Origin of the sequence: Buttiauxella cochleicola, assembly GCF_021282435.1 — a bacterium.
Classification (GTDB): domain Bacteria; phylum Pseudomonadota; class Gammaproteobacteria; order Enterobacterales; family Enterobacteriaceae; genus Buttiauxella; species Buttiauxella massiliensis.
The window spans coordinates 210450-235584 of the sequence record NZ_JAJSOT010000008.1 but is presented as its reverse complement, the minus strand read 5'-3'; the positions used below and the strand labels follow the sequence as shown (position 1 = coordinate 235584).

The window sequence follows — 25135 nt, the reverse complement described above, 5'->3', positions numbered from 1 at the left end:
TGCCGAACTCAGAAGTGAAACGCCGTAGCGCCGATGGTAGTGTGGGGTCTCCCCATGCGAGAGTAGGGAACTGCCAGGCTCCAAATAAACAAACAAGCCTCATGCGAAAGCATGGGGCTTTTTTGTGTTTGCTAAGTGGACAACATTGTCGGGAGCAATGTTGCACGTCGCTTGCGACGGCCCCGCAGGGGTGAGTATCAGGATGATACGAATACAAGCCCTGTACTGACGTACAGGGCTTTTTGCTGTCTGCGATTTACGAAAACCACCCTCATTTTCTCGCTATAATCCTCTGAAGAACGCATCGTTATACAGTTTAATCCACTATTTTAAATTCCCTCATCCCGCTGATTTACTATTCCCGTAGCTAAACCTCCCATCCATTAAGCGATACAGACCACAGATCACGCCTCTGACACTCACATGAATCAGATCCAGTACATACTTATGGTTGGTAAAACATAAAAGACGCAATGCTAGCAAGGCACCGCGGTACGGTTATCGAAACTGAGAAACACAACAAGCAGGCTAACTTATGGCTAAAAATACTATCTGTATTTGGTTTGATCATGATGCGGAAGACGCTGCTCATTTTTATGCTGCGACCTTTCCAGACAGCAGCGTTGGTGCCGTTATTCCTGCCCCTGGAGACTATCCAGCTGGCAAGGCAGGCGACACAATAGTTGTCGAATTTGTCGTCGCGGGTGTTTCATGCATCGGCCTCAACGGCGGGCCGCATTTCAAACATAGTGAAGCTTTTTCCTTTCAGATATCGACCGAAGACCAGGCGGAAACGGACCGCTACTGGAACGCAATTGTTGGTAATGGCGGCCAGGAAAGCGACTGCGGTTGGTGCAAAGATAAATGGGGTGTTAGCTGGCAAATTACTCCTCGCGTACTGACTGAAGCTCTGGCGACGGGGGGAGACACCGCCAGGCGTGCGTTTGGAGCTATGATGTCGATGAAGAAAATAGATGTGGCTGCTATCGAAGCTGCAATACGTGGTTGACGAGTTGAAGCACATTGGACCTACAGCCAATGCGTGTCGCCGTCATAAAACGGTAAATCCCGGCCCTAAACCTCCCGCAATAACCGGGCCGGGTTGCCTGCATAAATTCCCGGCTTAAGAATATCCTTCGTGACCACACTCCCGGCTCCTATCACTGCACCGCTACAGATAAATTCCGTCAGGATCGTGCTTCCACTGCCCACGATCACGTTGTCGCCAAGGTGAATACTAATCCAACTTTCGGGATCTGGATTGAGTTTTCCGGAGCGGAAGAGATCGTTGGCAAACGTCACATTGTGGCCAATAAAGCAGTTACTGCCGGTGGTAACTTTCTCGCAGAGAAATGAATGTGACTGAATTCGGGTTCCCGCACCAATGACACAATGTCTTTGAATCTCCACGAAAGGGCCGACAAAGACATCATCGTGCAGGGTGCATTCGTAAAGGTTTACCGGTTCGCATACCGTTACTTTGTCACTGGCTGTCACATCTCTGATACCGCGTTTTAGTATTTTCATTTTTCCTTTCCGTAGCTCCCTGGTTATCCATTTTGTGAGTCAATTCGAGCCGTGAGCGGCAACATAAACATGAAGCAAAAGGCCTGGTTTCGGGAGCGATATCAGTATATTTGCCAGCAAGCAGATTGGATCCCTTTTTTTTCTAAGCGCCATCCTATTCCCATCTCCCAACTATCCTTCCCTACATTTCAGCTAAAAACATAAAAGTATTAGCGATAATTTTTAATTCTTTTATCTAATTACCGCCATTGGAAATACTACTCCCATCATCGATACAGGAGCTCTCCTCATGGCAAAACGACATTCTCTCTGGCTGGCTACGCTTGCCCTTATTGCAACGCCAGTATTCGCGGTGGACGTGACGATCGCGTACCAAACTTCTGCTGAACCAGCCAAGGTCGCGCAGGCTGATAATACGTTTGCCAAAGACAGCGGAGCAAAAGTTGAATGGCGTAAATTCGACAGCGGCGCGAGCGTGGTCCGAGCGCTTGCATCGGGCGATGTACAAATTGGCAATATCGGCTCCAGCCCGCTGGCTGTGGCGGCAAGTCAAAATGTGCCTATCGAAGTCTTCTTGCTCGCTTCGCAATTAGGTAACTCCGAAGCGTTGGTTGTGAAGAAAGGTATCTCAAGTCCGAAAGATCTCATCGGCAAGCGTATTGCCGTACCGTTTATCTCTACAACGCATTACAGCCTGTTGGCGGCCCTGAAGCACTGGGGAATTAAACCAGGTCAGGTAGAAATCCTTAACCTTCAGCCACCGGCAATAATTGCCGCCTGGCAGCGTGGCGACATTGACGGCGCTTATGTTTGGGCGCCTGCGGTTAACGAGCTGGAGAAAGATGGCACGGTGTTAACCGACTCCGCGCAAGTGGGCAAATGGGGTGCGCCAACACTGGATGTCTGGGTTGTGCGTAAAGATTTCGCGCAACAGCATCCTGAAGTGGTGGAAGCCTTTGCTAAAAGCGCTCTCGCTGCCCAGAAAAGCTATATCGACAACCCGGACGTTTGGCTAAAACAGCCGGATAACCTGAGCAAACTATCACGTTTGAGTGGCGTACCTGAAAGCGATGTTCCGGTGCTGGTGAAGGGTAATACCTACCTCACCGCTAACCAACAAACTGAGCAGCTTAGTGGCCCAGTAAATAAAGCTATTGTTGATACTGCCCAGTTCCTGAAAGCGCAGGGGAAAGTCCCGTCTGTGGAAACGGATTACAGCCAGTTTGTCACCGACCGCTTCGTGAAAACGCTGGCGCAGTAAGGAGTTAGCCATGTTACAGGTTTCGCATTTAAGCGCAGATTATGACGGTAAAACGGTCCTGAACGATATTAATCTGACCGTGGATGAGGGCGAGTTACTGGTGGTTCTCGGCCCATCTGGTTGCGGGAAAACTACGCTGCTGAACCTGATAGCTGGCTTTGTTCCTTATCACTCCGGCAGCATTACATTAGCGGGCAAGCAGGTCACGGGGCCGGGCGCTGAACGCGGCGTGGTATTTCAGAATGAAGGGCTACTGCCGTGGCGTTCGGTTCTGGATAACGTCGCATTTGGTTTGCAGCTTGCCGGGCAGCCAAAGCCTGCACGTGAGGAAATCGCGATCGAGATGTTGCGTAAAGTGGGGCTCGAAGATAAGGCGAAACGCGCCATCTGGCAGCTCTCCGGCGGGCAGCGTCAGAGGGTAGGGATTGCACGTGCGTTGGCGACTCGCCCGCAACTTTTACTGCTCGATGAGCCTTTCGGTGCGCTGGATGCCTTTACTCGCGAGCAAATGCAGACCTTGCTGCTCAAGCTGTGGCATGAAAGCCGCCGTCAGGTGCTGTTAATTACGCACGACATTGAAGAAGCCGTGTTTCTGGCAACTGAACTGGTGTTGCTTTCACCGGGACCAGGGCGTGTGCTGGAGCGTATCCCACTCGACTTTGGCCGTCGATTCACCGCAGGCGAGCCATGCCGCAGTATTAAATCCGATCCGGAATTTATCGCGAAACGCGAATATGTGTTGAGCCGGGTGTTTGAGCAACGTGAGGGCTTCCTATGAGCATCGTTATTCAGGATAAAGCTCGCCGTAAACGGCTGGCGTTGCGCTGGCCGTTCTCGCGCCAGATAACGTTAAGCCTCACGACGATCACTACCATCATTTTGCTGTGGTGGTGGGTGGCAGCGCAGCAGTGGGTAAGTCCACTATTTTTGCCACCGCCACTTCAGGTGCTAACAAAGCTGATTAGCATCGCTGGGCCACAAGGTTTTATGGATGCCACGCTCTGGCAGCACCTCGCTGCCAGCCTGTTGCGGATACTCACCGCGCTGTTGGCCGCAGTATTGATTGGTATTCCGGTTGGCATTGCGATGGGGCTAAGCCCGACGGTACGCGGTATTCTTGACCCACTGATCGAGCTTTATCGCCCGGTGCCGCCGCTGGCTTATTTACCACTGATGGTGATTTGGTTTGGTATCGGTGAGACCTCGAAGATCTTGCTGATTTATCTGGCGATTTTCGCCCCTGTTGCTATGTCGACCATGGCGGGAGTGCGCAGCGCAAAACAGGTTCGCATCCGTGCTGCCGAAGCGTTGGGAGCATCACGCGCTCAGATAGTCTGGTATGTGATTTTGCCCGGAGCAATGCCGGAAATCTTGACCGGATTCCGCATTGGGCTTGGCGTAGGCTGGTCAACACTGGTTGCCGCTGAGCTTATCGCCGCCACCCGTGGGCTCGGCTTTATGGTGCAATCGGCGGGTGAGTTTTTGGCAACTGATGTAGTGCTTGCGGGTATTGGTGTGATTGCGGTTATCGCATTCTGTTTAGAACTAGGGTTACGGGCATTGCAGCGCCGTTTAACCCCATGGCATGGAGAAGGGCAATGAGCGAGAAAGTGAATATTACGCCACTGGGGCCTTATATCGGTGCACAGGTTAGTGGTTTAACGCTGAGCCGGGGCTTAACGGATAATCAATTTGAGCAGCTCTACCACGCGCTGATCCGCCATCAGGTACTGTTCCTGCGCGATCAACTTATTACACCTGCCCAGCAGCGTGCGCTGGCACAGCGGTTTGGCGATCTGCACATCCATCCGGTTTATCCACATGCGGAAGGCGTGGAGGAGATTATCGTGCTGGATACGCACAACGATAACCCGCCTGATAACGATAACTGGCACACCGACGTGACCTTTATCGAAACACCGCCAGCCGGTGCGATACTGGCAGCAAAACAGCTTCCAGAATTCGGTGGTGATACATTGTGGACCAGTGGCATTGCTGCGTTCGAGGCACTTTCAGAACCGTTCAAGCGCTTGCTCTCAGGGCTAAAAGCAGAACACGATTTCCGCAAATCTTTCCCGGAGTATAAACATCTCCGTAGTGAAGAAGAGCATCAGCGCTGGCGTGAGGCGGTCGTTAAGAATCCACCGTTGTTGCATCCGGTAGTCCGCACCCATCCGGTAAGCGGTAAGCAGGCGTTGTTTGTTAACGAGGGTTTCACCACGCGGATTGTCGACCTCTCGCAAAAAGAGAGCGATGCGCTGCTCGCCTTCCTGTTTGCACATATTACGAAGCCGGAGTTCCAGGTTCGCTGGCGCTGGCAGGAAAACGACATCGCTATCTGGGATAACCGTGTCACGCAGCATTATGCGAATGCTGACTATCTCCCCGCTCGTCGCATCATGCATCGCGCAACGATTCTGGGGGATAAGCCTTTCTGGCGAGGGTAATGGGATTTTGGTGGGTGAAGCTGGTCGGATAGCAGTGCGCCATCCGACACAGTTATTTTGCTCGTACCTTTGTCGCTACTAACAACGCTGTCAGTAACATCAAACTCCCTGACAACACCAGCGGCGAAATAATGCCGAAATTATCAAGTGCCAGGCCGCCAATTGCCGCTCCACAAGTGTTTGCTAACTGGATCACCGCAACCTGAATAGATCCCGCTTTCTCAGCTTGATCCGCAAGTGAACGGGTGATCCACGTCGACCAGCCAACTGGAATCAGAGCAAAGGCAAAGCCCCAAATAATGGCAATGGCTGATGCGACGATTTTATCGCTCCCCCACAACACCAGAACCAGCGCACTCAGTGCCAGAATCAGCGGGGCACAGGTCAGCGACAGTTTGAGTGAACGCTTGAGGAAAACCGCAGAAAGCGATGTGCCGACAAAACTCGCAATGCCAAAACTCAACAGCACCAGCGTCAGGCCGTCGACATCAAAGCCTGCAAGCGTCATATATACCGGGCGAATGTAAGTGAAGAAGGCAAACTGCCCGGCAAAGGTCATAAATATTGCCGTCATGCCGGCCAGTACGCCCGGGCGTTTAAGCAGACCCAACATGTTTTGCTTATGCTGCGTTGATTCACCTGGCAGCGGCGGCAGTGCTTTCCACACCCATATGATACAGGCCACACCCATTAATGCCGCGCCATTAAAGACGTTGCGCCAGCCAATAATGCCGCCTAAGAAGCTACCGAGCGGGGCGGCGATAACCAGTGCGATAGAGACAGCCCCGAAGATAACTGAGAGCGCTTTTGGCACTGTACGAGCTGGAACTAACCGCATGGTTAAAGAGGCCGACATTGCCCAGAAGCCGCCGAGGGCTATCCCTAAACAGGCGCGCCCAATCAGCAACATGGAGAAGTTTTCAGCAAAGGAAACCAGCAGGCATGAGAGGGTGAGCAGCACAGAGAAAAGGATGACTACATAGCGTCTGTCGGTTGAGCGAATAATGCTGGTCACAAACAGACTTGCGAACATTGCCACAAAAGCGGTCACGGTGACAGACTGCCCGGCAACACCTTCCGAGATCCCCAGATCCTGTGCCATTGGTGTCAGCAAGCTTACTGGTAAGAACTCCACGGTAATCAGGCAGGCTACGCAAAACGCCACAGCAAATACTGCTGACCAGTTAGGCCTGGATACGGCCTTTGTCTCGTTCATCCTTTCAATATGCTCACTCATTAATCTACCCGCCGCTGCTTCCAATAAAGCCGCGTAGTGTAGCACCGTAAATGTGATGCATTTAACGTTTTGGCAACTTTCCCGAGATGTTTTAGAAATCAAGTTCCAGGGCAAAACAGAGATAAGCCATCAATTGAGAGCAATGCTGAAATTGTTCGGCACAGAAAGTGATAGCATCCGGTTTGCACAGCTCTTCGAAATCGATGTTTTTCAACGCGATAAAATCTTTGCGTTTTAATTCAGCTAATAATGGATGAGTCTTATCATAGCCTTTGGGCGGGCGACTTAAGCTATCGCCATCCATGATAAATCCCTGGCTTTGTAGCTCCTGTAACGCCTTTTGATAAGCGTTGGGGTTCTCATCAATACATTGGCGAATAGCACTCAAGGCTTTTGATTCGGGGTGCCAAATTCCGGCGGCAATAAAGCAACCGTCAGGGGCGATATGGAGATAGAGCCCTGGCGCATGAACGTCTTTTCCCTGGAAATGACGGAACTGAATCCCGACATTGGTTTTGTAGGGCGTTTTATCTTTGCTGAAGCGACTGTCTCGCTGCGGGCGCATAAGACTACCGCCGACCTTTTTCGGCACGGCAGTGAGCTTCGATGAAATGGCAAGAATACCGGGCTGCATCTGCTCGATAAACCGCAGGGCAGGGGTGCGCACGGTATTTTCGTATTCATCCTGGTGGTCTTTAAACCAGTCTCGGGAATTGTTTTGCGCGAGCTTGTTCAGGAACTGCAGACTCGCCGGGCTAAAAGTTGTACCGGTAGATATCGTGGACGTCGGGGTTTTCGTTATTTGAGCATTCATTATTGATGGACCCTTATTTGAACCATTAAAGCGGCTATATCTGCGAGCTTAAGGATGGCGGATTTCTCTGTCTATCGATGTGAAACGCCTCCAACCTTAATATATTTTCCTCATATGTTAATGTTTTTTAAGCATTGGTGGTGCGATTCGGGATATGGGAGTGTAAGGCCTTAGCTTGCTAAAAGCTGGGATAACAAGGAAAAACTATGGCACACGCAATGACCTCTCATAAAAATAAGATCGCATCACTCGTTTTACTGGCACTGTCCGGCCTTACCGCCACAGTGGCTCAGGCTGACCAACTGGCCGATATTCAAAAAGCAGGCGTCGTGCGCGTCGCCACTTTTGACGCTAACCCGCCATTTGGCTCCATCGATGCTAAAACTCACGATATCGTTGGCTATGATGTTGATTTTGCGAAGGCCCTAGCAAAGTCTCTTGGCGTAAAACTGGAGCTGGTGGCAACCAATCCAGCCAACCGCATTCCTTTGCTGCAATCTGGCAAGGTGGATCTGATCGTCGCTGATATCACCATCACGCCGGAGCGCGCGCAGGTTGTCGACTTCTCCACGCCTTATTTCGTGACGGGCCAGCAATTCCTGGTACCGGCAGCGTCAGCGGACAAACTTGATGACTACGGGCACGACCGTATTGGTGCAGTAAAAGGCACGACCGGTGAGCAGGCGCTGCATCAGCGTTTCCCATCCGCTCGCGTGCTTTCCTATGACGATATCCCGCTGGCGCTGACGGCGCTGCGTAACGGCAACGTGCAGGCGATTACCCAGGACAGCACCATTCTGGCCGGTCTGTTGGCTGAAGCACCGGATAAAGCGAAGTTCAAAATTCTCCCTGACCTACTCAGCAAAGAAGAGATTGGCGTCGGGGTGAAGAAGGGCGAAACGGCACTGCTTACAGCAGTTAACGGCGAGTTAGTGAAGCTTGAGCAAAACGGTGAAGCGGCGAAGATTTACGACAGCTGGTTTGGTCCTGGCAGTAAAACTCCCCAGCCACGCGGCTTTAAAATAGAAGCTCAGTAACATGGTGAGTGCCTTATCCAAACGATCCGCGGTGCAGGCCGCGGATTTTGCACATTTACAGGATGCCAGCGTTGAGTTTCGTCAGGCTGGCAAAAGTTACGACGAAAACCAGGTCCTCAAGTCCATCGACCTGAAAATCAACGCAGGTGAAGTGGTGGCGATTTGCGGGCCTTCGGGCTCCGGTAAATCGACGTTAATACGACTGATAAACCAGCTCGAACCGTTAAGTGCGGGGGACATTTTTATTGATGGCAAACCGACACGGGATTTGCAGGGCAAAGCTCTGCGTGCCTTGCGTAGCCGCATCGGATTTGTGTTCCAGCAGTTCAATTTATATGCTCATCTCACCGCCGAGCAGAACATCACACTTTCTCTGACGCATGTTCATGGCTGGGAACCTGATGAGGCTAAACATCAGGCAGTAACGTTGTTGACTCGGGTCGGGCTTGCCGAGAAAGCACATCAATATCCTGCGCAGCTTTCCGGTGGGCAGCAGCAGCGTGTGGCCATCGCCCGGGCTTTAGCGTCCTCGCCGCAGATAATCTTGTTCGATGAACCCACTTCGGCACTGGATCCGGAAATGATCGGTGAAGTGCTGATGGTGATGAAATCCCTGGCCCACAGTGGCATTACGATGATTGTCGTCACCCATGAAATGCAGTTCGCCCGGGAAATTGCCGATCGGGTGGTGTTTATCGATGGCGGCGAAATTCTTGAGCAGGCTCCTCCGGCGCGGTTCTTCAGCTCACCGCAACATCCACGCACCCGGCGTTTTCTACAAAAGGTACTCGACCCTTTGCATGCCGGGTTTAAGGATGAACCATGAACTGGCACATAGACTGGGCTGGAGTCCTGACAGGACAGCCGTTGCAGTGGATTATTTCCGGCTTTTTAACCACGGTCTGGGTCACCCTGGCGGGAGTACTGTTGGCAACGGCTTCAACGCTATTATTACTCGGGCTGAGACTTGCCGGCGGGCGTATCGGTCGCGCGGTGGTTGCGGTATGGGTATCTCTGTTTCGCAACACGCCGCTGCTGGTGCAACTGCTGTTCTGGTATTTCGCCGCGTGGAATTTCCTTCCGCAGGCGTTGCGTGGCTTTATTAACGATGAGCACCGCTGGTCGATACTGCCCGGAAATGTGTGGTGGCTCACTCCGGAGTTTCTCTGCGCTGCCTGGGGGCTTGGGCTGTTTACTTCTGCATTTCTGCTCGAAGAGCTGCGCAGCGGGTTGCAGGCCGTACCTCAGGGACAGGTGGAAGCTGCGCTTTCGCAAGGCTTCTCATTCTGGTCGATCTTCCGTTGGATCCTACTTCCACAAGGGATGAGGAATGCCTGGCAGCCGGTAGTGGGGCAGTATCTTAACTTGATGAAGCTCTCGTCGCTGGCCACTGGTATCGGCTTTGCGGAACTGACTTATCAGGTTAGACAAATCGAAAGCTACAACGCACATGCGCTGGAGGCTTTTGCTGTGGGAACAGTGCTGTATCTGGCTTTAGGATTGGTGATGGGTGGATTGTTCGCCTGGCTTGGCCCGCACCCGTCCGAATATAAGCGCCATGTTAGTAAAGTGCGGGATACGGAGGCACAGCATGATAGCTAATCTAACGGTGATTACCGACAACCTGGATTATCTACTGTGGGGAAGAATGGCGCAGGGTGAACCGGGCGGCGTATTGTTGACGCTGCTAATGGCGGCCGGAGCGGCAGTGTTGGCGCTGGTAGGGGGGATATTGCTGGCAGGACTCGCCTGGCGGTTTGATGGCATTGTGCGGCGGTTACTGTTTATTTGGGTTGAATTCATCCGCGGTATCCCGCTTATTTTTGTAATTTTCTGGCTCTACTTCTTGCTGCCGATTATCACCGGTAGCGATTTACCCGGTGCGCTGACCGTCACTCTGGCGCTGGCGTGGTTTACCTCTGCTGCCGTGATGCACACCACGCTCGCGGGTTTACAGGCTCTCCCGTCCGGGCAACGTGAAGCAGCGGTGGCTGGTGGAATGAATGCATGGCAAATACTGCGCCTGGTATTACTTCCACAGGCGATGCGCAACGTCTTTCCTTCCTACGTGGGGCTGTTTATCGCGCTGCTTAAAGACACTTCTCTGGCGTTCATCGTCAATGTGCCAGAGCTAACCACCGTGGCGGGACAGGTCAACAGCCGGGTACAGGTCTATCCCGCGGCCATCTTTATCTTTACGGGGTTGGTGTATTACCTGCTGTGCTGTGGCCTGAATTACATGGTGTCTCGCTGGTATCGCCGACGCGGCACTGTTGCCACACCATCGCCACTCAAAGTTTAGATAACAAAAAAGCCACTCTTTCGAGTGGCTTAATCATATGATTTTAAAGATAAAATTTGGTGGCCCCTGCTGGACTTGAACCAGCGACCAAGCGATTATGAGTCGCCTGCTCTAACCACTGAGCTAAGGGGCCGTGGCGCAGGATTATAATGTAACTTGCAGCATCAATCCAGTGATTGCGTGACATCTGCTGCTTTTATAATCAAAGCCTAATCAAACTCTTATACTTTTCACTTCTGGTATTTCATCGGGCAACACGGGCACGAATACTGGCTGGAATGACATTCTTACGGGCATAAAAAAGCCCTCACGAAGAGGGCTCTTTAGAAGGGCGATAAGATTAATCGTCCAGGAAGCTACGCAGTACTTCAGAACGGCTTGGGTGGCGCAGTTTGCGCAGTGCCTTCGCTTCAATCTGACGGATACGTTCGCGGGTAACGTCGAACTGTTTACCCACTTCTTCCAGCGTGTGGTCGGTATTCATATCGATACCGAAACGCATACGCAGAACTTTAGCTTCACGCGCTGTCAGGCCTGCCAGAACGTCGTGAGTTGCGTTACGCAGGCTCTCAGACGTTGCAGAGTCCAGTGGCAGCTCGAGGGTGGTATCCTCGATGAAATCACCCAGATGCGAATCTTCATCGTCGCCAATTGGCGTTTCCATGGAGATAGGCTCTTTAGCGATTTTCAGCACTTTACGGATTTTGTCTTCCGGCATCAGCATACGTTCAGCTAATTCTTCCGGCGTCGGTTCACGGCCCATCTCTTGCAGCATCTGGCGCGAAATACGGTTGAGTTTGTTGATTGTCTCAATCATATGCACAGGAATACGGATGGTACGCGCCTGGTCAGCGATAGAACGCGTGATAGCCTGACGAATCCACCATGTTGCATAAGTAGAGAACTTATAACCACGACGATATTCAAACTTATCAACCGCTTTCATCAGGCCGATGTTGCCTTCCTGAATCAAGTCGAGGAATTGCAGACCACGGTTGGTGTATTTCTTAGCGATAGAAATAACCAGACGTAAGTTTGCTTCAACCATCTCTTTCTTCGCACGACGAGCTTTCGCTTCACCGATGGACATACGACGGTTGATATCTTTAACCTGCTCGATGGTCAGGCCGGTTTCTTCTTCAATTTGTTGCAGTTTCTGCAAGCTACGATGCACGTCATCAGAAACGTCATGCAGTTTCTCAGACCATGGCTTGTTCATTGCGATGGCTGCGTTGAACCAGGTTTCGCTGGTTTCGTTGCCAGTGAACAGTGTGATGAAGTTTTTCTTCGGCATTTTGCACTGTTCAACACACAATCTCATGATCAGACGTTCTTGAGTACGAACGCGGTCCATCATGACGCGCATGCTGTTTACCAGGTAGTCGAATTGCTTCGGTACCAGGCGGAACTGTTTGAAGACTTCAGACAGTTGTTGGATTTCAGCTGCAGAATCGGCGTGTGCACGGCCTTTCGCTTTGATCGTGTCGCGAGCTTTTTCGTACTGTGTACGCAGCTCACCGAATTTTTCACGAGCAAGTTCTGGGTCGATGCTGTTGTCATCGTCAGCTTCTTCTTCGTCTTCCTCCTCATCGTCACTATTAGTGTTTTCTTCGCTGGTTAGCTCAGAACCAATGTGAGTGGCGGTAGGGGCAAGGTCTTCTTCAGCATTCGGGTCAACAAAGCCGATGATCAAATCAGACAGACGAGCTTCTTCTGCTTCAACGCGGTCGTATTGCTCAAGCAGATAAGTGATCGCTTCCGGATATTCGGCAACGGAGCACTGCACCTGGTTGATACCGTCTTCGATACGCTTAGCGATATCGATTTCACCCTCACGGGTTAACAGCTCAACGGTACCCATTTCACGCATGTACATGCGAACCGGGTCAGTAGTACGCCCGATTTCGGATTCTACGCTGGACAGTACTTGAGCGGCAGCTTCTTCCGCATCTTCGTCTGTGTTGTTTGAGTTTTCAGCAAGCAACAGGTCATCGGCGTCAGGTGCTTCTTCCATCACCTGAATGCCCATGTCATTGATCATTTGGATGATGTCTTCGATCTGATCAGAGTCGACGATATCTTCCGGCAGATGGTCATTGACCTCGGCATAGGTCAGATAGCCTTGCTCCTTGCCCTTGGTAACAAGAAGTTTAAGCTGTGACTGCGGGTTTTGCTCCATAAGACGGTATCCACACTTCAGTATTAGGGTTGGTGTCGGTCGGCGAAACCGCCAACAATAACGTAACGAGGGCTGACTTATTTTATTGCCGCTGCCCATCCTCGCGGCGTTCGGGTTTACCCGACGAATGTTCGGCAGTTAAGCCGATAGAATCTTGCAGGCTATCTTGTTCACCATTTTCCGCTTGGGCAGTGCTCGCCATCCTCACATACTTGAGTATGCTCCGGTGGCTGTGCGCTGTCCGCACGAAAACTGGTTTCACCGATAACGCCTTTACTTTTTCGCGCGTGATTGTGTAATCGATTGTGTAATCACACGGACTTCCTCACGCTCCGCAGGCGTTAGCCCAGTGGTTCTGGAACGTGCCATCAATTCTTCAAACCTCAACTCCAGCACGGAATCAAACATATGTTCGAGTGCATCGTTGAACGTTTTTTCTGCGATGTCCTTATCTGCTATATCGTCCCAAGAAGAGAGTTTTTCAAGGGTGGCGGCTTCATTTGTGCCGCGATATAGCTCTAAAAGCTGCCCGGTGGTTAAACCAGGTTGTGCCAGACAGGTGTTCACCAGGTCAATAAAGAGTTTTAATCCTGGCAACTTCGCCTGCTCCAGACCGCTAAGCGGTGGCACACTCGGTGCCAACTCCGGATTCTGCACCAACAGTCCTATCAGTATACGCATGGTTGTGCGTTTTAGCTGTGGAGCCGGGCGCGGGGTGCTGCTTTCCGCAAGCTTTGGCATCAGCTTTTCAAGCTGGTTATCGTCCAGAATGCCCAGTTTGTTTCCCAGTTCCTGACGCAAATAAATGCGTAGTGTTTCACCAGGTACCTGACTAATCAGGGGTAAAGCAAGAGTACTCAGTCGCGCACGGCCATCAGGTGAACTCAAATCAACCTGAGGCATCAGGCTGTTAAAAAGAAACGTCGAAAGCGGTTGAGCATGTTCCATGCGCGCTTCAAATGCTTCTTTTCCTTCTTTACGCACCAGCGTGTCGGGATCTTCACCGTCAGGTAGGAACATAAAGCGCAACTGACGTCCATCCGTCATATAAGGTAGCGCAGTTTCCAGAGCACGCCATGCAGCGTCACGCCCTGCGCGATCCCCGTCATAACAACAGACAACGGTATCCGTCACCCGGAACAACAACTGGATATGGTCAGCGGTGGTTGAGGTGCCCAATGAAGCAACGGCGTACGATATGCCGTATTGCGCCAATGCCACCACATCCATGTAGCCTTCCACAACCAATAAACGTGCTGGTTCAGGCTGGCTTTGCTGTGCTTCATACAGGCCATAGAGCTGGCGGCCTTTATGGAAAATATCGGTTTCCGGGGAGTTAAGGTATTTAGGCTGGCCATCGCCAAGCACTCGTCCACCAAAACCAATTACCCGGCCCCGTTTGTCGCGGATGGGAAACATCACCCTTTCGCGGAAACGGTCGTAACTGCGTCCCTGATCGTTAGTTACCAACATGCCTGCATCCGTCAGAGCTTGACGGTTTTCACTATTGCCACCAAAACGCTTTAATACATTATCCCAGCCGGGAGGAGCATAGCCAATGGCGAAATGTTGAATAACTTCGTTACTTAAACCACGCCGTTCCAGATACTGGCGTGCAGATTCAGCCGATTGTTGAGCCAGGGATTGCTGATAGAAGGCGTTCAAGCCATCCATCAATTGATAAAGACTTTGCCGTTGATGACGCTCAATCTGGCTTGGTCCGCTACCGACTTCGTAAGGCACTTCAAGATTGTGCATCGCTGATAATTCTTCAACGCTTTCGACAAACTCAAGCTTGTCATAGTTCATTAAAAAATCGATGGCGTTGCCGTGTGCCCCACAGCCGAAGCAATGGTAAAACTGTTTTTCACCGTTTACGGTGAAAGAGGGGGTTTTTTCGTTATGGAACGGACAGCACGCATGATAGTTCTTGCCCTGCTTTTTGAGCTTAACACGCGCATCGATCAGATCGATGATGTCGGTGCGAGCCAGCAAGTCATTGATGAAAACACGTGGAATTCGTCCAGCCATAGGCCCCGTTTGGTACTCGCTTTCCTTCAGACATGCGATATTGCAGCAGTGCGAAAGAGCAGGAAGTATGTCAGTTCATGAACGAAAATAAGCCGCGCATTCCTTTCGGAAGCACGGCCTTTACAACTACTACAAGTCTGTTCCGGAGGTGTAAACCTCCAGGATACTAGTACAGACGAGTGCGGCGTGCGTTTTCGCGAGCCAGTTTCTTAGCGTGACGTTTCACAGCAGAAGCTTTAGCGCGTTTACGTTCAGTCGTTGGTTTTTCATAGAACTCACGACGACGAACTTCCGCCAGAACACCTGCTTTCTCACAAGAACGCTTGAAGCGACGCAGTGCTACGTCGAATGGCTCGTTTTCACGTACTTTAATTACCGGCATTAACTCTCACCTTTGATAAATTCGGTTTGCCGCTGACTGAGGCGTCAGCTATTTCAAAATGGTGCGGAATTTTACTGCAACTACTGCTGCTTTGTAAAGCACCGGACAACCAGAAACCTGGCTTTTAAGGCCGGAATCTTCCAGGGGTGCGGATTATACACCACCTACGCCCAGTATGTGAGCAAAGTTTTACAATAAGCGCTCATGGGCTTAAACTTCGCCGCAAGACTTTGAGGTAGAGAACGCCATGCGTGTACTGGGTATAGAAACATCCTGTGATGAAACCGGCATCGCCATTTACGACGATGAAAAAGGTTTATTAGCCAATCAATTGTATAGTCAGGTGAAATTGCATGCTGACTACGGCGGCGTGGTGCCGGAGCTTGCTTCCCGTGACCATGTACGTAAAACCGTGCCATTGATTCAGGCGGCTCTTAAAGAGGCTGGATTAACAGCAAAAGATATTGATGGTGTTGCCTATACCGCCGGACCAGGGCTTGTAGGAGCACTGCTTGTAGGCGCAACAATTGGCCGTTCTCTGGCGTTTGCCTGGGATGTACCCGCTGTGCCGGTGCATCACATGGAAGGGCATTTATTAGCCCCGATGCTGGAAGATAATCCGCCAGAGTTCCCGTTTGTGGCACTGCTGGTTTCCGGCGGCCATACGCAACTGATTAGTGTGACGGGTATTGGCCAATACGAACTTCTGGGTGAGTCAATTGACGACGCTGCAGGTGAAGCCTTTGATAAGACGGCCAAACTATTGGGTCTGGATTATCCTGGTGGCCCAATGTTGTCAAAAATGGCTTCTGAGGGCACTGAAGGGCGGTTTACTTTCCCACGCCCGATGACCGATCGCCCTGGTCTTGATTTCAGTTTCTCTGGTCTGAAAACCTTTGCTGCGAACACTATTCGCGGCAACGAAGCAGACCCGCAAACGCGTGCCGATATCGCTCGTGCCTTTGAAGATGCGGTTGTTGATACCCTGGCAATCAAGTGCAAACGTGCATTGGATCAAACTGGTTTTAAACGTCTGGTGATGGCTGGTGGTGTGAGCGCCAACCGTACACTGCGTGCGCGTATGGCAGAAATGATGGCTAAGCGCCGTGGCGAAGTCTTCTACGCTCGTCCTGAGTTTTGTACCGATAACGGTGCGATGATTGCCTATGCAGGTATGATTCGTTTGAAAGCAGGAACGGTGGGCGAATTAAGCGTAACAGTCCGCCCACGTTGGCCATTGGCTGAGTTACCTGCGGCGTAAAAACTTTGCAGAATTAGTCGAGAAGGAGTGAGCAATCACTCCTTTTTTTTGTCTTTATTTTTGCGCAGTTTCTTCCAGATTTTGGTTTCTTGCCCGCGCCACAAACGCTGAATATTATCGTGATGGCGCATTAAAATCAGGCAAGAAAGCATAGCGACCGGGAAGGTGAACTGCGGTTTGAACCACCAGACATAGAAAGGGGCAATCAGTGCGCTAATTATGGCACCTAGTGAGGAATAACCGCTGAGTAATACACTCAACAGCCAGGTTCCAGCCATCACGCCGGTTAAGTCCCAGCCGATAGGTGCAATAGCGCCAAAGGCGGTCGCAACCCCTTTGCCACCGTGGAAATTAAAGAAAACGGGCCAGATATGGCCAAGACAGGCAGCGATGGCGATAAGCCCAAGCCAGAAAGGTGTCACACCCAGCGCGTAAGCCGCCCAGACGGGTAACATTCCTTTGAGAACATCAAAAATGAGTACCGCTACGGCTGCACCTTTACCGCCAATTCGCAAAACATTGGTCGCACCTGGGTTGCCGGATCCATTCTCTCGTGGGTTAGGGAGACCGGCGATTCGGCAGACCAGGATGGCGCTAGAAATTGAGCCGCAAAGATACGCAAGCAGGATCATGCCAGGCGCGATTGCACTCATAACGCTGTTCCATTTTGAAAGTGTCGTTGTATTCTCTGCATCTGTGGATAATACGCATATTTCGCCGGAAGTGGTATCTGGCGTGACTAAAAACCGGGCAGGGCGTGATGGATATTGTATTTATAGAGCAACTTACTGTAATCACCACTATTGGTGTTTATGACTGGGAACAAACCATCTCCCAGAAGCTGGTATTTGATATCGAGATGGCATGGGATAATAGCCTGGCCGCCAGCAGTGATGATGTAACTCATTGTTTAAGCTATGCAGATGTCAGCGAAGCGGTAATCAACCATGTATCTGGCGGCCGTTTTGCATTGGTAGAACGTGTTGCTGAAGAGGTAGCGCAATTGCTGCTGACTCGCTTTAACTCACCTTGGATCAGGTTAAAAGTCAGCAAGCCAGGCGCTGTGGCACAGGCCGCGAATGTTGGCGTGGTGATTGAGCGTGGCGTTAATCTTAAACTCAGTAAATAAGTTCATCATAGTTAAACCAAAAGTAGGTAACCTGGTCTGAACTGTGATCTTTCGCGGCAGATGCCGCTTTTTTAACGTTTGTTTTTGGGGTTAGAGGATTTTTTTAATGAGCGATCTGCACTCGTTGGTTATTGCCGCGATTCTTGGTGTTGTCGAGGGGTTAACGGAGTTTTTACCCGTCTCGTCCACCGGCCATATGATTATTGTTGGTCATCTTCTGGGATTTGAAGGTGATACCGCGAAAACATTTGAAGTGGTAATCCAGCTTGGTTCGATCTTAGCTGTTGTGGTGATGTTCTGGCGCCGCCTGTTTGGCTTGATTGGCATTCATTTTGGTCGCCAACCGCATGAAGGTACTGGAACAGGGCGTTTGTCGCTGATCCATATCTTGCTGGGTATGGTGCCTGCTGTGGTTCTGGGACTGGTATTCCACGATGCCATTAAATCACTCTTTAACCCTATAAACGTCATGTACGCATTAGTCGTCGGCGGCGTATTGCTGATTGCAGCAGAACTGTTAAAACCAAAAGTCCCGCGTGCTGATGGGGTTGATGACATCACCTATCGTCAGGCTTTTGCAATTGGTTGCTTCCAGTGCTTAGCGTTATGGCCTGGTTTTTCTCGCTCTGGTGCGACAATTTCAGGTGGGATGTTAATGGGTGTTAGCCGTTATGCAGCATCTGAGTTCTCGTTCTTGCTAGCGGTGCCGATGATGATGGGTGCCACGGTGCTGGATGTGTATAAGAGCATCGGTTTCCTAACCATGGCTGATTTGCCAATGTTTGCCGTTGGTTTTATTACCGCATTCATCGTTGCGCTGATTGCGATTAAAACCTTCCTGCAAGTTATTAAACGCATCTCCTTTATCCCATTCGCAATTTATCGCTTTGCGGTCGCAGCAGTGGTTTATTTCGTCTTCTTCTAAAGTTCTCCACTCAGTAATAAAGCCACTCATATTGAGTGGCTTTTTGTTTGGCGTCTTCGTTTGTGGCAGATATCCATCAGCTAGCGGATGGTAAAGGCGTGGTCAACCCCGCTTCTTTTTTCCATGCTTCCACGGCGGCAATACGGCGGCGCGTTAATTCATCGCGAATTGCGGGTCCGCTAAAACCATCATCAATCACTTCTTTGTTGGTGACGCTTTGCGCCGCATTCCAGGCCGCTCGCAGCAACCTGCCTTGTGGATAATCACTGGCTTCAAAACCAGTGCGCCCACGAGCATCGGCTTCACTGGTTAACGCCACCTGTTCGACGCGCTGTGGTTTGCGCCATGCGTCGATGGCATCGAATAATTTGATGATGGTTTTGGGTTGCAGGATAGAAATCGTATGAATCAGATCGTGATATTCGGCAACCAGTTTGGCGAGGTCACGAATTTCATTCGGCACACGCATGCGCTGGCATAACCGTTCGACAAGTTTTACCCCTGCCGGGCCATGCCCATGGTGACGCGGCCAGAACTCTTTTGGCGTGAGCCCTTTACCGAGATCGTGGCACAGCGTGGCAAAGCGTACGTCAACGTCCGGGCTGAGCTGGGCGGCAATCGCCAGCGTCATCAGAACGTGAATACCGGTGTCGATTTCTGGGTGCCACTTTTCTGGCGCAGGCACACCAAATAGCGCGTCGATTTCCGGGAACAACACTTTCAATGCCCCGCATTTGCGCAGCACATCGAAATAAACCTGCGGGTTACGGCTGGTGAGGGCGTTTTCCGTCTCTTTCCACACGCGCTCCGGCGTGAGGTGCTCAAGTTCGCCGTTAGAGGCCATGGAGGACATCAGCGTCAGGGTTTCTGGGGCAATCTGGAAACTAAGATGGGCGTAACGTGCAGCAAAACGCGCCACGCGTAAAACGCGCAGCGGGTCTTCATTAAAAGCGGGAGAAACATGGCGCAGCAGACGATTTTCGATATCGGCACGCCCGTTGTAAGGGTCGATAAATTCGCCGTGTTCGTCCTGGGCAATCGCATTGATGGTCAAATCGCGGCGCAGCAAGTCCTGCTCAAGCGTGACATCAGGCGCGGCATAACAGGTAAAACCTGTATATCCCTGGCCTGATTTACGTTCAGTACGCGCAAGTGCATATTCTTCACGTGATTTAGGGTGCAGGAACACCGGGAAATCTTTCCCTACCTGCTGGTACCCAGCATCAAGCATCTCTTGTGGTGTTGCACCAACAACCACCCAATCTTTATCTTTGACCGGTAATCTCAACAACCCATCACGTACTGCACCACCGACCAGATAAATCTTCACGCTTTAATGCCCCTGCATCCAATTACGATAATACGTAAGTGTAGGATACAGGGTTGCAGATTAGTTCATCCAGCGATCTTTCTTCTTGCGGCTTGGGATCATGTGAGGCAGCAACAGGCCGAGCAGCAGACCGAAACCAGCGACGCCGCCGCCATACATAAACCACTGCATAATGATGGCACGTTGCTTGTCATCCAACTGAACATTCGCGGCATCGACTTTCTTCTTTGCGACGATCAATTGGTTCTTAAGTTGTTGATTTTCTTCTTTAAGACCAGTGATTACGCTGTCACTCTGTGCAACTTTCTGCTGCATTTCAGCCGTGCGCTGATTCCAGGTGGTATCGATATTTGTGAGCTTGTCAGTCAGCGTCTTAACCTGGTTTTCAAGGTCCGGCACACGCGTACGCAGGCTTGGATTGGTGCTCAGTTGCGCCAGTGGGATCCAGGAGGTACGGCCATTACTGTCGCGCACTTGGCCATATTTAGTTTCTTCATTGCTTTGCAGCAATGTCACTTCTTCGCCCGCATTTACGGTGCCAAGCAAGCGGTAATTATCCCCAGGACCACTACGCACCCAGGTGTTCAATTCGTCAGATACATAACGTTTTTCATCGGCATGAGCCACTACGGAAACGCTAAGGGAGAGCAAAGTAAGGCAAATTAGGCGGAATTTGTGCATGATTTCGTCGTTATTGTCATAAATAGTGGAACGATAGTAGTGGCATCAGTCTGACGGTGCAATCCGTAAACCTGAATGAGAATCATCCTGGTGTGAATTTGACCAATTGCTCACAGCTTATGGCTCGTCAAAATGCGCGCCACTCATGGTAATTTGGCGAAAAATATTATCTACTGACACCCATCAAACGATTAAGTTCGTCAGGCATTAGCCCGATGTGACACAACCAAAAGTAAAATGACGATGACTCAGGAAATCGAACTCAAATTTATTGTTAATCCAGCTGTACTGGATTCTCTTCGTAACACATTAAATTCGCTGGAAAGCCAGCATAGTGAACCCCGCCAGTTGCTCAACATCTATTATGAAACCGCCGACAACCAGTTGCGCCGTCATGATATGGGTTTACGCATCCGTGGCGATAATGGCCGCTATGAAATGACGATGAAAATCGCAGGCCGTGTCACTGGCGGGCTGCACCAGCGCCCGGAATATAATGTTGAGCTTAGCAAGGCTGAGCTTGACCTGTCGCTGCTGCCAAAAGAAGTCTGGCCTGAGGGCCTTTCTCCGGACGATTTGCAATCCCAGCTAAACCCACTTTTCAGCACTGATTTTGCCCGCGAAAAATGGGTGGTGACGTACGGCAAAAGCCGTATCGAACTGGCGCTGGATCTCGGAGAAGTGAAAGCGGGTGAACTGTCTGAGCCATTGTGCGAGCTGGAACTGGAATTACTCGAAGGCGAGACGGCAGACGTTTTAGCCTTTGCGAAGCAACTGGTTGCTCAACCGGGTTTACGTCAGGGCAGCCTGAGCAAAGCCGCGCGTGGATACCATCTGGTGCAGGGAAATATGGAAAGAGAAATTAAGCCGTTAACGGTATTACGCGTTCCCCCGAAAGCGACGGTTGAACAAGGACTGGAAGGTTCACTGGAACTGGCGCTTAGCCACTGGCAATACCATGAAGAGTTGTGGTTGCGTGGTAACGGCAAAGCGAAAGCACAGGTTCTGGAAGCGGTTGGCCTTGTGCGCTACGCACTGGCGCTGTTCGGCGGCATTATTCCACGCAAGGCGAGTACGCAAGTTCGTGAACTGGTCGCAACTTATGAAACCATGTTGGCCTCTGACCTTAAAGCGCAGGAGCTGGCTTTCAGCGCCGAAAGTAGCCAGGCCAAACTGGCGCTGACCGAGTGGCTGGTAGGGCGTCAATGGCAGAAATTCACCGACGAAAAAGCTAACGTCAAACTGGCGGGTTCGTTTAAGCGTTTTGCGGATACCCATCTTTCGCGCCACGCCGCAGAACTTAAAGAAACTTTCCAGCGCCCGTTAGGTGACAGCTATGCTGATCAACTGCCGCGTCTGGCGCGTGAAACTGGCTCTATCCGTCTGCTGGCAGGCGTTTATGAAGATGCGAAAACGCAACCGTGGTTGGACAACTGGCAAGGGCTGCGTCATGCCATTGCGACGCGCCAACAAGTAGAAATCGAACATTATCGTAATGAAGCTATTGCGCAGGCCCCATTCTGGCTGCATAGCGGAAAATAATCCCCGTCATACTTCGAGTCGCAGGGTTGTTGGCCGCAGGAACTCACCCCAGTCACTTACTCTTGTAAGTTCCTGGGGATTCGTTCCCTTGCCGCCTACCTGCAACTCGAATTATTTAGGGGATACTGTTAACAAGGGATACGACCATGATGTCGCAAGCGCCACTATTACAGCAGCATTTGCAGGCGGCGCTGGCGCGTCTGCCACAAGAGATTGACCGCCAGACGCTAAGCCCTGAGGCTCAGGTTGTGCTGGCGTTTAGTGATTTTGTTTGTGACAGCATGGCGGCGCATCCTGCATGGCTTGAGGAATTACAGCATTCCCCGCCGCTTGCTGACGAATGGCAGCACTATGCGGCCTGGCTGCAGCAAGAGTTGCAGGGGGTCGATAGCGAACTCGCTTTAATGTCCGCACTGCGCCTGTTCCGCCGCCGCATGATGGTGAGAATTGCCTGGTCGCAGGCCTTACAGCAAGTGCCAACTGAAAGCTCTCTCCAGCAGTTGAGTGCGTTGGCAGAAACGCTGATTATCGCCGCCCGTGACTGGCTCTATGCCGCATGCTGCCGCGAATGGGGCACGCCGTGTAACCAGGCGGGTGTCGCACAACCGCTGATGATTCTTGGTATGGGCAAACTTGGCGGCGGTGAGCTGAACTTCTCCTCGGATATCGACCTGATTTTTGCCTGGCCGGAAAACGGTTCTACCCTGGGTGGGCGCCGTGAACTGGACAACGCCCAGTTCTTCACACGCCTCGGCCAGCGCCTGATTAAAGTCCTCGACCAACCGACACAAGACGGCTTTGTTTATCGCGTCGATATGCGCCTGCGTCCGTTTGGCGACAGCGGCCCGTTGGTGGTGAGCTACGCCGCATTAGAAGATTATTACCAGGAACAAGGCCGTGACTGGGAACGCTACGCGATGGTTAAAGCTCGTATCATGGGCGATAACGACGATGTGTGGAGTCAGGAGCTGCGCAACATGCTGCGTCCTTTTGTCTTCCGCCGTTATATCGATTTCAGTGTGATCCAATCCTTGCGAAACATGAAAGGGATGATCGCCCGTGAAGTCCGCCGCCGTGGGTTGACCGATAACATTAAACTTGGCGCGGGCGGCATTCGCGAAACCGAGTTTATCGTTCAGGTATTCCAGCTGATTCGTGGCGGCCGCGAGCCCTCTTTGCAGTCACGTTCGTTGCTGCCGACCCTTAAAGCTATTCAACATTTGCACCTGCTGCCAGAAGGCGATGCCGTCAAACTGAATGAGGCCTATTTATATCTTCGCCGCCTCGAAAACCTGCTGCAAAGCATCAATGACGAACAAACTCAGACGCTGCCTGGGGATGAGCTGAACCGCGCTCGCCTTGCATGGGGCATGAACGCGCAAACCTGGGATGAACTGCAAGAAACGCTGCAACAGCATATGAATGCGGTGCGCCAGGTATTTAACGAGCTGATTGGCGATGATGAACCTGAACCGGGCGAGGATAAACTCTCTGAAGCTTGGCGTGAGTTGTGGCAGGACGCATTGGACGCTGATGCGAATACGCCAGTGTTGGAGCATTTAACGCCGCAAGCGCGTGGCGAAGTTCTGCGTCTGGTAAGTGATTTCCGCCAGGACACTGACAAGCGCACCATTGGCCCGCGTGGCCGCCAGGTGCTGGATCAACTGATGCCGCGCCTGCTGTGCGAGGCTTGTTCCCGCAGCGATGCGCCGTTGCCGTTGTCGCGCTTAACCCCGCTGTTACTCGGCATTGTCACACGCACCACCTATCTTGAGCTGCTGACGGAATATCCGGGAGCGCTGAAGCACCTGATCACGCTGTGTGCTGCGTCGCCAATGATTGCCAGTCAACTGGCACGTTATCCGCTGCTGCTGGATGAATTGCTAGACCCGAATACGCTTTACCAACCGACCGCCACCGACGCCTATCGTGATGAACTGCGCCAGTATTTGCTGCGCGTTCCTGATGACGATGAAGAACAACAGCTTGAAGCATTACGCCAGTTTAAACAGGCGCAGCTGCTACGTGTGGCGGCGGCTGACATTACGGGCACGTTGCCGGTGATGAAAGTCAGTGATCATCTGACCTGGCTTGCCGAAGCGATGATCGATGCTGTCGTCCAGCAAGCCTGGGCGCAAATGGTCTTGCGATACGGCCAGCCAAAACACTTACAGAACCGTGAAGGGCGCGGGTTTGCGGTGGTCGGTTATGGCAAACTCGGTGGCTGGGAACTCGGCTACAGTTCCGATTTGGATCTTGTTTTCCTGCACGATTGCCCGTCGGATGTGATGACTGATGGTGAGCGTGAAATTGACGGTCGCCAGTTCTATTTGCGCCTCGCGCAACGCGTTATGCACCTGTTTAGCACACGAACCTCATCGGGCATTTTGTATGAAGTCGACGCGCGTTTGCGCCCGTCGGGTGCCGCTGGCATGCTGGTGACTACCGCCGAAGCTTTCGCTGATTATCAGCAAAATGAAGCCTGGACCTGGGAGCACCAGGCCCTGGTGCGCGCACGTATTGTCTATGGCGATCCGCTGCTTAAGCAGGAATTCGATGCAATTCGCCGCAAGATCTTATGTGTGCCGCGTGAAGGTCAAAAACTCCAGACCGAAGTGCGTGAAATGCGCGAAAAAATGCGTGCGCATCTGGGAGGGAAAACCCGTGAACGCTTTGATATTAAAGCCGATGAAGGTGGTATTACCGATATCGAATTTATCACTCAATATCTGGTTTTACGTTATGCGGCGCAGGCTCCAAAATTGACGCGTTGGTCTGACAATGTGCGCATTCTGGAATTAATGGCGCAAAACGACATCATGAGTGATGACGAAGCGAAAGCGCTGACGCATGCTTATGTCACGTTGCGCGATGAACTTCATCACCTGGCATTGCAAGAGCTGCCTGGAAACGTGGCAATGGATACATTCACTCAAGAGCGCGAGCAGGTATTAACAAGCTGGCACAAATGGCTGAGTGAGTCGCAAACACGCGCATAAGATTAATTGTGATATTATCCGCGACAAAATTTTATCCCTCTCTGGAGAGTC

Annotated in this window: 23 protein-coding genes, 1 tRNA gene and 1 rRNA gene; 15 read left to right on the top strand and 10 right to left on the bottom strand. The window is 51.5% G+C overall.

Annotated elements, in window-relative coordinates; all coding sequences use genetic code 11:
• Both rrf and LVQ77_RS18360 read left to right on the top strand, forming a co-directional pair.
• A 5S ribosomal RNA gene (gene rrf, locus LVQ77_RS22515) occupies positions 1 to 79 on the top strand; the annotation flags it as partial.
• Between the two features lie 456 nt (positions 80 to 535).
• Complete coding sequence (locus LVQ77_RS18360) at positions 536 to 1009, top strand: VOC family protein (protein WP_232866282.1); 474 nt, start codon at positions 536 to 538, stop codon at positions 1007 to 1009.
• A 65-nt stretch (positions 1010 to 1074) separates the two neighbouring features.
• Here LVQ77_RS18360 and LVQ77_RS18355 read toward each other — a convergent pair whose 3' ends face one another.
• Positions 1075 to 1527, bottom strand: a complete 453-nt coding sequence (locus LVQ77_RS18355; RefSeq protein ID WP_232905179.1) for an acyltransferase — start codon at positions 1525 to 1527, stop codon at positions 1075 to 1077.
• Between the two features lie 289 nt (positions 1528 to 1816).
• On the opposite strand from LVQ77_RS18355, the gene tauA reads away from it, so the two are divergent.
• Genes tauA through tauD form a run of 4 tightly spaced genes read left to right on the top strand, consistent with a single transcriptional unit; the run spans position 1817 to position 5235 of the window.
• Complete coding sequence (gene tauA / locus LVQ77_RS18350) at positions 1817 to 2788, top strand: taurine ABC transporter substrate-binding protein (protein WP_232905178.1); 972 nt, start codon at positions 1817 to 1819, stop codon at positions 2786 to 2788.
• Positions 2789 to 2798: 10 nt separating this feature from the next.
• A complete protein-coding gene (gene tauB / locus LVQ77_RS18345; protein WP_232905177.1) occupies positions 2799 to 3566 on the top strand; it encodes a taurine ABC transporter ATP-binding subunit in 768 nt (255 codons plus the stop codon).
• The gene (tauC, locus tag LVQ77_RS18340) at positions 3563 to 4390 is read left to right on the top strand and encodes a taurine ABC transporter permease TauC (protein ID WP_232866278.1); all 828 of its coding nucleotides are present in this window, start codon (positions 3563 to 3565) and stop codon (positions 4388 to 4390) included. Before tauB ends, tauC begins: the two co-directional genes overlap by 4 nt.
• Positions 4387 to 5235 (top strand): taurine dioxygenase, encoded by an 849-nt coding sequence (gene tauD, locus LVQ77_RS18335; protein ID WP_064556549.1) that lies wholly within the window; start codon positions 4387 to 4389, stop codon positions 5233 to 5235. The genes tauC and tauD overlap by 4 nt, the downstream gene beginning before the upstream one ends.
• 52 nt (positions 5236 to 5287) lie before the next feature.
• Here tauD and nepI read toward each other — a convergent pair whose 3' ends face one another.
• Together nepI and LVQ77_RS18325 are read right to left on the bottom strand one after the other, a co-directional pair.
• Positions 5288 to 6472: a purine ribonucleoside efflux pump NepI gene (gene nepI, locus LVQ77_RS18330; RefSeq protein WP_232905176.1), complete on the bottom strand. Its 1185-nt coding sequence runs from the start codon at positions 6470 to 6472 to the stop codon at positions 5288 to 5290.
• A gap of 91 nt (positions 6473 to 6563) precedes the next feature.
• Positions 6564 to 7286 (bottom strand): DUF2461 domain-containing protein, encoded by a 723-nt coding sequence (locus LVQ77_RS18325; RefSeq protein WP_232905175.1) that lies wholly within the window; start codon positions 7284 to 7286, stop codon positions 6564 to 6566.
• A 218-nt stretch (positions 7287 to 7504) separates the two neighbouring features.
• Between LVQ77_RS18325 and LVQ77_RS18320 the strand changes: the two genes are divergently transcribed.
• From LVQ77_RS18320 to LVQ77_RS18305, 4 genes are read left to right on the top strand one after another with little or no spacing between them, the layout of a single operon-like run.
• Positions 7505 to 8323, top strand: coding sequence for an ABC transporter substrate-binding protein (locus LVQ77_RS18320; RefSeq protein WP_232866283.1), 819 nt, complete (start codon positions 7505 to 7507; stop codon positions 8321 to 8323).
• 1 nt (position 8324) lies between these two features.
• Complete coding sequence (locus LVQ77_RS18315) at positions 8325 to 9149, top strand: amino acid ABC transporter ATP-binding protein (protein ID WP_232905174.1); 825 nt, start codon at positions 8325 to 8327, stop codon at positions 9147 to 9149.
• Entirely contained in the window at positions 9146 to 9925 is a 780-nt protein-coding gene (locus LVQ77_RS18310) for an amino acid ABC transporter permease (protein WP_232905173.1), read from the top strand. The genes LVQ77_RS18315 and LVQ77_RS18310 overlap by 4 nt, the downstream gene beginning before the upstream one ends.
• A complete protein-coding gene (locus tag LVQ77_RS18305) occupies positions 9915 to 10625 on the top strand; it encodes an amino acid ABC transporter permease (protein ID WP_232905172.1) in 711 nt (236 codons plus the stop codon). Before LVQ77_RS18310 ends, LVQ77_RS18305 begins: the two co-directional genes overlap by 11 nt.
• A gap of 57 nt (positions 10626 to 10682) precedes the next feature.
• On the opposite strand, the gene LVQ77_RS18300 is transcribed toward LVQ77_RS18305, so the two are convergent.
• The 4 genes from LVQ77_RS18300 to rpsU form a co-directional block, all read right to left on the bottom strand.
• Positions 10683 to 10758: transfer RNA gene (locus LVQ77_RS18300), tRNA-Ile, on the bottom strand.
• A gap of 207 nt (positions 10759 to 10965) precedes the next feature.
• Positions 10966 to 12804, bottom strand: a complete 1839-nt coding sequence (rpoD, locus tag LVQ77_RS18295; RefSeq protein ID WP_232905171.1) for an RNA polymerase sigma factor RpoD — start codon at positions 12802 to 12804, stop codon at positions 10966 to 10968.
• A gap of 273 nt (positions 12805 to 13077) precedes the next feature.
• Positions 13078 to 14835, bottom strand: coding sequence for a DNA primase (gene dnaG / locus LVQ77_RS18290; RefSeq protein ID WP_232866268.1), 1758 nt, complete (start codon positions 14833 to 14835; stop codon positions 13078 to 13080).
• 166 nt (positions 14836 to 15001) lie between these two features.
• Positions 15002 to 15217: a 30S ribosomal protein S21 gene (gene rpsU / locus LVQ77_RS18285; RefSeq protein WP_001144069.1), complete on the bottom strand. Its 216-nt coding sequence runs from the start codon at positions 15215 to 15217 to the stop codon at positions 15002 to 15004.
• Between the two features lie 247 nt (positions 15218 to 15464).
• On the opposite strand from rpsU, the gene tsaD reads away from it, so the two are divergent.
• Entirely contained in the window at positions 15465 to 16478 is a 1014-nt protein-coding gene (gene tsaD, locus LVQ77_RS18280; RefSeq protein ID WP_232866267.1) for a tRNA (adenosine(37)-N6)-threonylcarbamoyltransferase complex transferase subunit TsaD, read from the top strand.
• 35 nt (positions 16479 to 16513) lie between these two features.
• On the opposite strand, the gene plsY is transcribed toward tsaD, so the two are convergent.
• Positions 16514 to 17131 (bottom strand): glycerol-3-phosphate 1-O-acyltransferase PlsY, encoded by a 618-nt coding sequence (plsY, locus tag LVQ77_RS18275; RefSeq protein WP_232866265.1) that lies wholly within the window; start codon positions 17129 to 17131, stop codon positions 16514 to 16516.
• A gap of 107 nt (positions 17132 to 17238) precedes the next feature.
• On the opposite strand from plsY, the gene folB reads away from it, so the two are divergent.
• Together folB and bacA are read left to right on the top strand one after the other, a co-directional pair.
• On the top strand, positions 17239 to 17607 hold the full coding sequence (folB, locus tag LVQ77_RS18270; RefSeq protein ID WP_232866264.1) for a bifunctional dihydroneopterin aldolase/7,8-dihydroneopterin epimerase: 369 nt from the start codon (positions 17239 to 17241) through the stop codon (positions 17605 to 17607).
• Positions 17608 to 17713: 106 nt separating this feature from the next.
• Positions 17714 to 18532 carry an undecaprenyl-diphosphate phosphatase gene (gene bacA / locus LVQ77_RS18265; RefSeq protein ID WP_232866263.1) on the top strand — a complete coding sequence of 273 codons (819 nt, stop codon included), beginning with the start codon at positions 17714 to 17716 and terminating at the stop codon, positions 18530 to 18532.
• 76 nt (positions 18533 to 18608) lie between these two features.
• Here bacA and LVQ77_RS18260 read toward each other — a convergent pair whose 3' ends face one another.
• On the bottom strand, positions 18609 to 19862 hold the full coding sequence (locus tag LVQ77_RS18260) for a multifunctional CCA addition/repair protein (protein WP_232905170.1): 1254 nt from the start codon (positions 19860 to 19862) through the stop codon (positions 18609 to 18611).
• Positions 19863 to 19922: 60 nt separating this feature from the next.
• Positions 19923 to 20543, bottom strand: a complete 621-nt coding sequence (locus LVQ77_RS18255; protein WP_064516062.1) for a TIGR04211 family SH3 domain-containing protein — start codon at positions 20541 to 20543, stop codon at positions 19923 to 19925.
• Positions 20544 to 20786: 243 nt separating this feature from the next.
• On the opposite strand from LVQ77_RS18255, the gene LVQ77_RS18250 reads away from it, so the two are divergent.
• Entirely contained in the window at positions 20787 to 22085 is a 1299-nt protein-coding gene (locus tag LVQ77_RS18250) for a CYTH domain-containing protein (RefSeq protein ID WP_232866260.1), read from the top strand.
• Between the two features lie 149 nt (positions 22086 to 22234).
• On the top strand, positions 22235 to 25084 hold the full coding sequence (gene glnE / locus LVQ77_RS18245; protein WP_232905182.1) for a bifunctional [glutamate--ammonia ligase]-adenylyl-L-tyrosine phosphorylase/[glutamate--ammonia-ligase] adenylyltransferase: 2850 nt from the start codon (positions 22235 to 22237) through the stop codon (positions 25082 to 25084).
• Positions 25085 to 25135 lie beyond the last annotated feature (51 nt).